This window comes from Streptosporangium sp. NPDC049078 (assembly GCF_040648855.1).
Classification (GTDB): domain Bacteria; phylum Actinomycetota; class Actinomycetes; order Streptosporangiales; family Streptosporangiaceae; genus Streptosporangium.
This window is the reverse complement of record NZ_JBEZEL010000014.1, coordinates 58,086-69,292: the sequence shown is the minus strand read 5'-3', so window position 1 is coordinate 69,292 and position 11,207 is coordinate 58,086. Positions and strand designations below refer to the sequence as shown.

Below are 11,207 nucleotides of genomic sequence, written 5' to 3'. Positions count from 1 at the left end.
CCACCCATAGTCCTTCGTGGTCAACGTTCATCCCCTCTACTGTGGACCGGCCACGCTCATCAGCGCGCGGACGCGTTCGCGGTCGCCGTGGAAGCCGGCGGGGTCGGTGTGCCAGGCGATCTCGCCCTTGACCATCACCGCGACGTGGTCGGCGAGTTCGAGTGCCAGTCGCACGTTCTGTTCGACGAGCAGGACGGTGATGCCGTCCTCGCGCAACGTGCGGACGACGTCGGCGACCTGCCGTACCACCATCGGGGAGAGCCCGTCCGACGGCTCGTCGAGCAACAGCAGGCGCGGGTTGGTCAGCAGCGCCCGGCCGATCGCGAGCATCTGCTGCTCGCCGCCGGAGAGCTGGTCGCCGCGGTTGCCCCGCCGTTCCCGCAGCCGCGGCAGCAGTTCGTAGAGCCGATCCAGCGTCCAGGGGCCCGGCCGGTTGCGGCGTACGGCGATGCGCAGGTTCTCCTCGACCGTCAGCGGGCTGAACACCCGCCGTCCCTGGGGCACCAGCGCGATGCCGGTCGAGGCGATCCTGTCGGTCCGCTCGCGGGTCAGCTCCCGCCCGGCGAACACGACGCTGCCCGAGTACGCCCGTACGAGCCCGATCACCGACATGACCAGGGTCGACTTGCCGACCCCGTTCCTGCCGAGCACCGCGAGCACGGTGCCTTCGTCGATGGTCACGTCGACGCCCTGCAGCACCACGCTCCCGTCGTATCCGGCGCGCAGACCGCGCACTTCCAGCAGCGGGCTCACGGGATCTCCTTCAGGTCGTCGTCGGTCGCCGACCAGGACAGATACGCCTCCTGGACGGCAGGGTCGGCCGACACCTCGGCCGGTGTGCCGGTGGCCAGGAGCTTGCCGTGGTGCAGTACGGAGATGTCGGTCGCCAGGCTGAACACGACGTCGAGGTCGTGCTCGACCACGATCACCGTCAGGTCGTCGGGAAGTGTCTTGACCAGCTGGACGAAGGCGTCCGACTCGGTCGCCGACATGCCGGCCGTGGGCTCGTCGAGCAGCAGCAGGCGGGGCTTGGAGGCGAGCGCCAGGGCCAGTTCCAGCTGACGGCGCTCGCCGTGGGACAACGATGACACGAGGTCGTCGCTCCGCTCGGCCAGGCCCACCGCGGTGAGGCATTCCCGGGTGGCGGCGGCCCGGTCCGCGTATCGGGCGGAGCCGCGCCACCACACGGTGCCGATGCCCTGTGCCCGCTGGGCGGCGAGCGCGACGTTCTCGGCGACTGTGAGCGACATGAAGACGCTGGAGTGCTGATAGGTCTGGGCGATCCCCATCCGGACCCGGCGTGGCTGGGAGTGGCGGGTGATGTCGTCGTCGAAGTAGCGGATCCGGCCGTCGGTCGGACGGACCTCGCCGGAGAGCAGCTTGAACATCGTGGACTTCCCGGCACCGTTGGGTCCGATCAGTGCGTGCCGGGCCCCGGCGCGGACCGTCAGCGTCACGCCGTCGACCGCGCGCAGCGCGCCGTACGCCCGGGTCAGGCCATCCAGCCGTAGTGCGGCGGTCATACCCGCTCCTTCCTTGGCGGCTCGGCGGTCACGGCCGCGGGCGGGCGACGGCGCAGCGGGTTGCGGATCCCGGCGAAGCCGTCCGGCAGCGTGTAGACCACCACCACGAGCACCACGCCGAGTACGAGGGGGCCGAGGCCCTGCATGGAGATCGGCAGCATGTTCTGCGCGACGATGATCAATGCGGAGCCGGCCACCGCCCCCCAGAGGCTCTGCGACCCGCCGACGATCAGCGCGAGCAGTGCCAGCGCAGAGGTGTGGAAGCTCATGTCGGACGGGGAGATGAACAACGTCTGGGTCACCCACAACGACCCGGCCACGCCGGCGAACGCGCCGCTGACGGTGAACGCGGCGTACTTGTAGAGGGCGGTGCTGTAGCCGAGCGCGCGCATCCGCGGTTCGTTGTCGCGCACGCCGCGTAGCGCCCGGCCGAACGGCGAGCGGATCAGCAGCGCGATGAGGGCCGCCATGAGGAGCACGGCTCCGGCGATGTACCAGTAGACGACGGCGATGTGCCGCAGCGTGACGCCGGGCAGCAGTGTCAGCGCCGGGATGTTCGCGAGGCCGTCGGAGCCGCCGGTGAGGCTGACCCGCGCGATGGCCACCAGGGCGAGCAACTCGCCGATGGCCAGCGTCAGCATCAGCACGTACGTGCCCCTTACCCGGACGAGCAGCCAGCCGGTGGCGGCGGCGACCAGCGCCCCTGCCGCCGCCGAGATCACCAGCAGCGCGGGCGCGCTGGTGGTGAGGTGGCCGGCCAGCAGGGCGGTCACGTAGCCGCCGACGCCGAAGAAGCCGGCCTGTCCGATGGTCGGCACTCCGGCGATGCCCATGAGCAGGACGATGCTCATCACCATGAGGGAGAAGGCCAGGATCTGGGTGAGGGTGGAGACCGCGTAGGGGCCGAGCAGGAACGGTGGCGCGGCGGCGGCCAGCACGAGCAGTGGCGGGACGAGCAGCGGCGGGACGAGCGCGCCCGTGGCCGGACGTTCGAGGATGTTCATGTGGTCGCCTCCGCTCGGCCAAGGAGGCCGTGCGGCCGCACGACCAGGACCAGCGCCATCGCGCCGAATATGAGAAACGGGGCGACCTCGGGCGCGAGGGCCGTGCCGAGGGTCTGCACCTGACCGATCAGCAGGCCGCCGATGAGCGCGCCGCGGGCCGATCCCATGCCGCCGATGACCACCACGACCAAGGCGATCAACAGGACGTGGCCGTCGAGCCCGGGCGCGGCGCCGAGCATCGGGCCGCCGAGGACACCGGCCACCACGGCGAGTGCGGAGCCGACGGCCAGCACGCCGTAAAGGATCTTCCGGGTGTCGATGCCGAGCGTGCTGACGATGTCGGCGTCGGCGACGATTGCCCGCACGACGGCACCCATCATCGTGCGCTCCAGGATCACCTCGGCCAGCAGGGCGATGAGCAGCCCGAAGCCGATCAGCACCAGCCGGTAGACGGGGTAGGGGTTGCCGAGGATCGTGACGCTGCCGTCCAGGCCGGCGGGTGCCGGCACCGAGCGCACATCCGCGCCGAAGATCCACAGCAGCAGGCTGGACCCGGCCAGCGAGATGCCGAGGGTGAGCAGTGCCTCCGCCATGTGGCCGCGGCGGGTCAGCAGCCGGGTCATCGTGGTGAGCCCGACCCCGGCCAGTGCGCCGACGACCAGCGCGATGCTGAGCGCCAGCACCCACGACAGCCACGCGCCGCTCGGTGCCACGACCACGGCGGCGACATAGGCGCCGGCGAGGAAAAGCGTGCCGTGCGCCAGGTTCAACAGGCTGAGCATGCCGAACACGAGCGACAGACCGACGGCCAGCGTGTAGAGCAGTAGACCGTACGCCAGTCCGTTGATCACCGTGATGAGGTTGGCGTCGAACCATTGCGTTACTACGGACACGTTCCTCCCTCCAATGGATGCCTCATCGATGCCTGTGGCGGGCGGCGTGTCCTGCCGGGACGCGCCGCCCGCGGGCTTTTCAGGACTTCTTGCCGTCGCTGGAGTAGACGCCCAGGACCTCGAGCACCTGGTCGCTCATGACGCCGTCGGTCTCGGTGGCCCGCCGCAGGTAGATGGTCTGGCTGGGTGCCTGGAAGGTGTCGAAGCGCCAGGTTCCGCGCGGCGTTTCGACATCGCCCACCTTGCCCAGCGCCGCGTTGACGGCGTCTCCGGTGATCGCGCCGTCGCCGATCGACGCGATCGCCTTGTCCAGCACCGCGGCCGAGGCGTACTGGGCCTCGGAGTAGACGGACGGCTGCGCGTCGAACTTGGCCACGTACGCGTCGACGAACTCCTTGTTGACCGGGGTGTCGATGCTCGGGCTGTAGATCGAGTTCGTCAGCACGCCGGCGGCGGCCGAGCCCTGCGCGGCGAGGTTGCCCTCGGTCAGCGCCTGGTTACCGTAGAGCGTCGCCTGGTCCTTGAGACCGAACTGGCCGTACTGGGTCACGAACTTGGCGGCCTCGGCGCCGGCGTAGAACGCGTACACCGTGCCGGCCTTGCTCTTCTTGATCTCCGACAGGTACGGCTGGTAGTCCTGGGTGGTGCCGAACGGGGTGAACGTGGTGCCGACGACCTTGACACCGCCGGCCTCCAGGCCGGCCTTGACGTCGTCGATGATGTCGCGGCCCTGCTTGTAGTCCGCGCCGATCAGGTAGGCCGGCTTGTCCTTCGCCTGGGCCACGAGGTGGTCCACGATGGATGTGTTCATCATCGGATTGGTCCAGCCGACCCGCCACCAGAACGGGTTGTCGGCGACCTGGCCGGTGGAGACGACCGGGATCTTCGCGTCGGAGAAGACCGTGGCCACGCCGACGGCCGTGGCGCTGTTGACGATGCCGGTGACGACGGCCACCTGCTCCTGCTGCACGAGCCGCCGGGCGGCGGCCGTGCCGGTCTGCGGCGTGCTGCCCTCGTCGACCGTGACCAGGTCGACCTTGCGGCCACCCAGTTCGCCGTTGTTCTTGTCGAGGTAGATCTGCATCGCTCGGTCGAGGTCGTTGCCGATCGAGGCGTAGATGCCGGACTTCGGCACCATGAACCCGATCTTGATCGAGTCGCTCGTGCCGGTTGATTCGGCACTCTCGCCGCCCGCGACGGTGCTGCCGCCGCAACCGGTCAGGGCGAGTGCGAACGCGAGCGCGGCGATCCCCGATACGGCCCCTTTGCGTGTCATGTCGTTAGCTCCCTGTGCTGTGGCACGGCCGGTTCCCTCCTACGGTCGGAGCCGGTGGCCACGCCCGTAACGATGCCTGACTTTGGTGCCTATTTATCTTCGGATAAATACCGGTTTGGGTAATTATGTCGCTTCGAAGTGCCCTAGTGGCCATGTGGCTTAGCCAATTTAAACGGATGATCCGCCCATGGTGTCAAGGTCGCCAACGGCTCGTTACCAAGCCGTAGCTACCGGTCGGCGGTCACGCATTCAGGTTCGAATAACGCCTCGACGCCGGCCAGGGCGCCACCCGCCGCGGGCGCCGCGCCGACCGCCGCGAGCAGGTCCTCGACCGTTCCCACCGGCGATTTCGGCGACGACCTCGGTCGTCGCCGGGCCGGTCACCGGGACGTGATCGGCCCGGCGACGGCCCGACCCGCTCGCCCGCGACGAACATTCCGGTAGACACGTCCACCGGAATCACGCCGCTCATACAGCGCTCATGTGGAGTCGTGTCGCAGACCGGCGTTGGCCGCCTGCACGTCGTACATGGACAGGAAGTCGTCGTCGCGGTGGCCCTGCCCGATCGCGGCCTGGATGATCTGGTGCACCAGGCTCGCCACCGGCATCGGCACCTCGTGGGTCCGGGCGGCGCCGAGGCCGAGATCGAAGTCCTTGCGCAGCAGCGCGGTCGTGAAGGTCGGACGCCAGTCCCGTTCCAGCAGGTCGGGGGTGCGGTGACGGACCCACTCGGAGCCGAGCACGGTGCCGCCGAGGAACTCCAGGAACGCGGCCCTGTCCACACCGCCCTTCTCGGCCAGCGTCACCACCTCGATCAGGGACTCGACCATCATCCCCAGGTAGAGGTTGTGGCAGACCTTGACCAGTCGGCTCACCTCTCCCGGACCGGCGTAGACCGCGCTCTGGCCGATCGTCTCCAGCAACGGCCGGACCAGGTCGAAGCTCTCCCGGTCGCCCGACGCCACCAGGCGCGCGTCCCCGGCGGCGACCACATGCGGGTTTCCGCTCACCGGGGAGGCCACGAAACGCACGCCGCGCGCGGCCGACTCGGCGCGCGCCTCGGCCGACGCCTCCGCGGAGACGGTCGAGCAGTCGACCACCGTGCCCGGCAGGGCTGTTCCCTCGTAGAGGCGGCGCAACACCTCGCGCAGGTCGTCCGAGGTCGAGACCATGATGAACACGACGTCACAGCCGCCCAGGTCGGACACCTCGTCGGCGACCGTCGCGCCGCGCGGCACCAGCGCCTCCGCCTTGGCCCGCGTACGGTTCCAGACCCGCACCGGGAGGCGGGCGTCCAGCAGGCGGCCGGCCATCGCCGCGCCCATCCGTCCGGCGCCGATCCAGCCGATCTCTGTCATCTTCTCTTCTCCGCTCACAGTAGGTCGGCGCCCCGCGTATACCGGATGCCCGTCACGTACAGCTGGTCGGCCGGGAATCGGGTGAGCAGCTGGCAGCCGTCCGCGGTCACCACGACCTCCTCCTCGATGCGCGCGGCGGCGCTGCCGTCCGGCGTCGGCCAGTAGGTCTCGATCGCGAAGACCATGCCCTCCTGCAACGTCACCGGATGCTCGAAGGAGTGGTACCGGCTCATCAGCGGCCGCTCCCAGTTGGACAGGCCGAGCCCGTGGCAGTACTGCAGCCCGAACGCCTCCTCCTCGTTGGCGTACCCGAACTCCTGAGCGGCCGGGAAGTGCCGGACCACGTCGGCCGAGGTCGCGCCGGGACGGATCTCGGCGATCGCGTTGTCCATGAACTCCCGGGCCCGCCGGTACGCCTCCACCTGGGCCAGGCCGGCCCCTCCGACGTTGAACGTCCGGTAGTAGCAGGTCCGGTAGCCGTTGAAGGAGTGGATGATGTCGAAGTACGCGGTGTCGCCGGGCCGGATCAGGCGGTCGGAGAACACGTGCGGATGCGGGCTGCAGCGGCCGCCGGAGATGGAGTTGACCGCCTCGACCTCTTCCGAGCCGTGCTCGTAGAGATAACGGTTGACCAGCGCCACGCAGTCGTTCTCGCGGATGCCCGGCCGCAGGGTGCGGAACAGCTCCTCGTAGGCCCCGTCCACCAGGCCGGCCGAATGGTCCAGCAGGGCGATCTCGTCGGGGGTTTTGACCGCGCGGACGTCCTGCATGAACGAGTGTCCGTCGACGACGGTGAGACCGGCGCCCTCCAGGGCGCGCAGCACCGGCAACTCGACCACGTCGACACCGATCGGCTCACCTGCCAGGCCGTGGTCGCGGAGCAGCTGGGCGATCCTGGCCGCGTTGCCCCGCTCGACACCCACCTCCTCGGGAATCGAGCCACGCCAGCTGGACAGGCCCGCCTGCCAGCTCTCCTTGCCGAACCAGGGCGCGAACCGCTGGTGCGTGCGTGCGGCCGAACCGATGTCCCACAGGATCGGCTCCTGGTCCCGCATCACGAGCGCGCACCGGAAAAGCTTGTCGCGCGCCCAGTTCCCGATGTGGGTGCCGGTCGTGTAGCGGATGTTGTTCATGTCGAACAGAACAAGCGCGCCCAGGTCGGAGTGGGCGAACGCGTTCTGCACCTTGGCGAAGCGCTCCCTGCGGAGCCGGTCGAAGTTGACTCGTTCCTCCCAGTCGACACCCATGGTCGCGCCGAGTGAGGCGATCGAGCCGGTCTCAGCCGGTGGAGCATAGAAATTGGTCACAGGGCCTCCCGTATCAGACTGGTGAGTACTCGCCGACGGCGGCGGGACTTGTCGGGGCGACCGGCGCGGGGCCGCCTGGCTTGAGCACACCCCACACCGCGTCGACGATCGACTGGGTGGTGAGGTCGTAGGTCTGGAAAAGGTGATGGGCGGTCAGCGCGCCCTCGGCGAAGGTGTCCCGCAGGCCGACCCGGCGCAGCCTGGCGCCCGACCCGGCCTCGGCCAGGGCCTCGGCGACCGCCGACCCCAGGCCGCCGACGATCGTGTGGTTCTCCGCGGTCACGACCGCGCGCACCCCGGCCGCGGCGTCCACCACCGTGGCGGCGTCCAGCGGCTTGACCACGGGGGCGTGCACGAGGCCGCAGTCGATCCCGGTGGCGGCGAGTATGTCGGTGGCGACAATGGCGGCGGGAAGCATCATGCCGTTGGCGACGATCACCGCGTCGCCACCCGTCCGCAGCCGCTGGGCGCGGTGCATCGAGAACTCGTACCCCTTCTCGAAGATCACCGGGATCTCACCGCGCTTGAGGCGCAGGTAGACCGGGCCCGGATGGTCGAGGATCGCGGGCACGACCTGTTGGATCTCCGTGGCGTCGGCGGCGTCGATCACCGTCAGATTGGGCAGCGCGCGCATCAGCGCCACGTCCTCGATGGCCTGGTGGCTCGGGCCACCGGGGCTGGAGATGCCCGGCATGAAGCCGACGATGCGCACCGGCAGGTTCGGGTACGCGACGGCGTTGACGATCTGGTCGAACGGGCGCCGGGTGGCGAAGACGCCGAAGGTGTGCACGAACGGCACGTGACCGGCCCGGGCCAGCGCCCCGGCGATGCCGATCATGTTGGCCTCGGCCATGCCGACGTTGACGAAACGTTCCGGCAGCTCGTCGCGGAACAGGTCTATCTCGCACTGACGGGTCAGGTCTCCGGACAGGCAGACGATCCGCTCGTCGACGCGGGCCAGATCCAGCAGTGTCCTGCCGTACGGTTTCAGGACTGTGGGGTACGGCGGTCTACGCAAGGCGGGCCTCCAGTTCGGCGACGGCCTGCTCGGCCAACTTCGGGGGGAGCTTGACGAAGTGTCCGTCGATGGTGCTGGGCAGACAGTCCAGGCCGGTGGTCGTGGCGGTCCTGGCGGTGACGACCGCGGGGCGGTCGGACCGGACGGCCTTATCGAGCGCGGACTCCAGCGCCTGGATGTCGTGGCCGTCCACGTCCTGGGCGTGCCACCCGAACGCGCGCCACTTGTCGGCGACGGGCTCGATCGTGGTGATCTCCGCGACCGGGCCGTCCACCTGGGAGTTGTTCGCGTCGACGAGCGCGATGATGCCGCCGAGCCCGTGGTGGGCGGCGAACATCGCCGCCTCCCAGACCTGGCCCTCCTCCAACTCGCCGTCGCTGACGAGCACCACGGTCCTGGCGTCGGTGCGGCCCAGCAGCCGGTCGGAGAGCGCGAAGCCGACCGCGGCGGACAGGCCCTGACCCAGCGATCCGCAGGTGAGGTCGATCGAGGGGGAGCGTTCCGTGCCGATCGCCTCCAAACGCGAGCCGTCGTGACCGTAGGTCGCGAGCGCGGCCGGATCGAGCAGGCCGCACTCGGCCGCCGCCGCGAACGCTCCGATCACATAGTGGCCCGGTGAGATCACGATGCGGTCCACCTCGGGTCGGTACACCCTGCCGTAGACGGTCGCCAGGATCTCGGCCGACGACAGCGCCTGTCCCAGATAGCCAAGCCCATGCGTCGCCACCATCCGCACGGCGTGAAGCCGGATGCGGTCGGCCAACGCGGCGAGTGACTCGGTTTTTTGGTCCATGTCTGCTCTCTAGTGGTAAAGTGGCTATGCCGCTTTAGTACAACCACAGAGCTTATGCCGTGTCAAGCCCTCTTCCTGGCGGTTCCGTGGCGGGCGTACGCTCTCTCTCGTCTTGGTCAAACTGGAGGAATCCATGGCGCTGGCGGACCACGAAAACGGTTCACGCCCACGCAAGGTTGTGGAGTTCGGGGCCGTCCGAACCGTGTCGACCAGCCGGCTCGCAGACGACGTCGCCGAGCAGATTCGACAGCTCATCATCACCCAGGACATCGCCGAAGGCGCGCGCCTGCCGTCGGAGCGCCACCTCGCGGAGATGTTCGGCGCCAGTCGGCCGATCGTCAGCCAGGCCTTGCGCACGTTGTCGCTCATGGGGCTTGTCGAGATCAAGCAGGGCTCGGGAGCGTACGTGATGCGCCGCCCGGAGTCGGGCCTGGCCGCCTCCGTCAACCTGATGCTCGACCTCGACAGGCAGTCCCTGTCACGCCTGGTCGACCTGAGGCTCTGGCTGGAGACGCTGGGCGCGACCGAAGGGCTGCGAAACCCCGAAACCGACCTCGCCGAGGTGAGGTCGGCGCTGCAACGCCTCAAGGAGAGCATGGCCCACGGCACGTCGGCGTGGATCGCCGCCGACACGGTCTTCCACGCGGCGGTCGTCCGGACCTCCGGCAACCCGTTCCTGACCTCGATCTACGAGGCGGTCCACACCGCGATCATCTCTTACGAGTACGACGACTGGGTCAACAGGGACCTGATCCCCGACTGGCTGTTACCGGACAGCGCCGACGCTCAGATGGCCATTCACAAGCCCATCCTGGACGGGATGACCGCCGGTGACGACACCGCCACCCGCGCCGCGATCCGTCACCACCACGAGGTGATGCTCCAGCACATCGAGCGCAGCCGCCGTTAGCGTCGCGAGAAAACATCGCGGGCCGCATGCCTTGAGGGGCTCACGCCGGGAAAGACGGCGGACGGGTGATCCGGCCCTCGGGCCGGCACGGGTGAGGTCCCTGTGACAGGACGGTCGCCACCTGAGGTGTCGGCTCCGCCACGACGAGATCCGGCTACTGGTCGACCTCGGCGCTGCCGTTGACGCGGAGCTTGCGGCGGGCGCGGTCGTAGAAGCTCTTGGGGCCGAGCCTGACCACCCAGGCGGCGGCGCGGATCGCGGTGATACCAAGCGCGTCCCCGGGTGTCAGGTGCGCGGCCACCGCGCCGTCCACCTCCACGGCGAGTCGTCCGCTCGTCGGCAGCAGGTCGAGCACCACCCGCTCGTCGGCCGACAGCACGAGGGCCCGGTTGAACGACGAGTGCGCGGCGGCGGGAACCACCAGGAACCCCTCGACCGTCGGCGACACGATGGGGCCGCCCGCGGAGAAGCTGTAGGCGGTCGACCCGGTGGGGGTGGCCACGATCACCGCGTCGGCCGCGTAGCGCACGAAGGGATGGCCCTCTACGGTGATCGACACCGCCGACAGCCCGTCACCCGGTATCCGCACCAGGGCGATGTCGTTGAACGCGGTCATCGTCGTGCCGTCGGGCAGGGTCGCCCGCACCGCCATGCGCGGCTCGACGCTGTAGTCGTGGTTGTCGATGGCCGACAGCGCGGGAGGCAGCTCGTCGACGTCGATCTCCGCGAGGAATCCCAGCTTGCCGAGATTGACGCCCAGGACGGGGAGCTTGCGCTCCGAGGCGAGCCGCATGGTGCGCAGCATCGTGCCGTCGCCGCCGAGGCTGACGAGCAGGTCGGCGCGGTCGACCAGGGTGGGGGCGTCGACCGCGACGGCGCTGCAGTCGATGCGCCCGACCTCGTCGGGCAGCCCGAGCACCGTGACGTCGCGGGCGCGGGCCCACTCCACGATCGTGTCGATGGCCACCTTCGAATCGCGCTGCGGGTGCAGAACCAGTCCCACGGTCTTGACCATCCCCATGCCTCACACTGTACGGGGAGCCGCCATCGGATCCGTACGCCGAATCCCGCGGTCCGCGAGATCGGGGTACGGCGGCGAGGAGCGGGCGAGCCCTTGGGTGGCAG

At 69.4% G+C, this 11,207-nt stretch carries 11 protein-coding genes; 1 reads left to right on the top strand and 10 read right to left on the bottom strand.

All coding sequences use genetic code 11. From position 1 onward, the window contains the following. Positions 1 to 36: 36 nt before the first annotated feature. The 9 genes from AB0B90_RS24245 to AB0B90_RS24205 all read right to left on the bottom strand — a co-directional run bounded on the left by AB0B90_RS24245 (position 37) and on the right by AB0B90_RS24205 (position 9,172). Complete coding sequence (locus tag AB0B90_RS24245; RefSeq protein WP_350946041.1) at positions 37 to 753, bottom strand: ABC transporter ATP-binding protein; 717 nt, start codon at positions 751 to 753, stop codon at positions 37 to 39. Beyond that, positions 750 to 1,523, bottom strand: coding sequence for an ABC transporter ATP-binding protein (locus AB0B90_RS24240; RefSeq protein ID WP_350946042.1), 774 nt, complete (start codon positions 1,521 to 1,523; stop codon positions 750 to 752). Before AB0B90_RS24240 ends, AB0B90_RS24245 begins: the two co-directional genes overlap by 4 nt. Then, entirely contained in the window at positions 1,520 to 2,527 is a 1,008-nt protein-coding gene (locus AB0B90_RS24235) for a branched-chain amino acid ABC transporter permease (RefSeq protein WP_350946043.1), read from the bottom strand. The genes AB0B90_RS24240 and AB0B90_RS24235 overlap by 4 nt, the downstream gene beginning before the upstream one ends. Continuing rightward, on the bottom strand, positions 2,524 to 3,420 hold the full coding sequence (locus AB0B90_RS24230) for a branched-chain amino acid ABC transporter permease (RefSeq protein ID WP_350946044.1): 897 nt from the start codon (positions 3,418 to 3,420) through the stop codon (positions 2,524 to 2,526). The genes AB0B90_RS24235 and AB0B90_RS24230 overlap by 4 nt, the downstream gene beginning before the upstream one ends. 79 nt (positions 3,421 to 3,499) lie before the next feature. Further along, entirely contained in the window at positions 3,500 to 4,696 is a 1,197-nt protein-coding gene (locus tag AB0B90_RS24225) for an ABC transporter substrate-binding protein (protein WP_350946045.1), read from the bottom strand. 479 nt (positions 4,697 to 5,175) lie between these two features. Then, the gene (locus AB0B90_RS24220) at positions 5,176 to 6,054 is read right to left on the bottom strand and encodes an NAD(P)-dependent oxidoreductase (protein ID WP_350946046.1); all 879 of its coding nucleotides are present in this window, start codon (positions 6,052 to 6,054) and stop codon (positions 5,176 to 5,178) included. Between the two features lie 14 nt (positions 6,055 to 6,068). Then, complete coding sequence (locus AB0B90_RS24215) at positions 6,069 to 7,361, bottom strand: Xaa-Pro peptidase family protein (protein WP_350946047.1); 1,293 nt, start codon at positions 7,359 to 7,361, stop codon at positions 6,069 to 6,071. A gap of 13 nt (positions 7,362 to 7,374) precedes the next feature. Continuing rightward, positions 7,375 to 8,379, bottom strand: a complete 1,005-nt coding sequence (locus AB0B90_RS24210; RefSeq protein ID WP_362924917.1) for a transketolase C-terminal domain-containing protein — start codon at positions 8,377 to 8,379, stop codon at positions 7,375 to 7,377. Next, a complete protein-coding gene (locus AB0B90_RS24205; RefSeq protein ID WP_350946049.1) occupies positions 8,372 to 9,172 on the bottom strand; it encodes a thiamine pyrophosphate-dependent enzyme in 801 nt (266 codons plus the stop codon). The genes AB0B90_RS24210 and AB0B90_RS24205 overlap by 8 nt, the downstream gene beginning before the upstream one ends. Before the next feature lie 202 nt (positions 9,173 to 9,374). Between AB0B90_RS24205 and AB0B90_RS24200 the strand changes: the two genes are divergently transcribed. Next, positions 9,375 to 10,082 (top strand): GntR family transcriptional regulator, encoded by a 708-nt coding sequence (locus AB0B90_RS24200; protein ID WP_350946050.1) that lies wholly within the window; start codon positions 9,375 to 9,377, stop codon positions 10,080 to 10,082. 154 nt (positions 10,083 to 10,236) lie between these two features. On the opposite strand, the gene AB0B90_RS24195 is transcribed toward AB0B90_RS24200, so the two are convergent. Then, positions 10,237 to 11,103: an NAD(+)/NADH kinase gene (locus AB0B90_RS24195; protein ID WP_350946051.1), complete on the bottom strand. Its 867-nt coding sequence runs from the start codon at positions 11,101 to 11,103 to the stop codon at positions 10,237 to 10,239. Between the last annotated feature and the right edge of the window lie 104 nt (positions 11,104 to 11,207).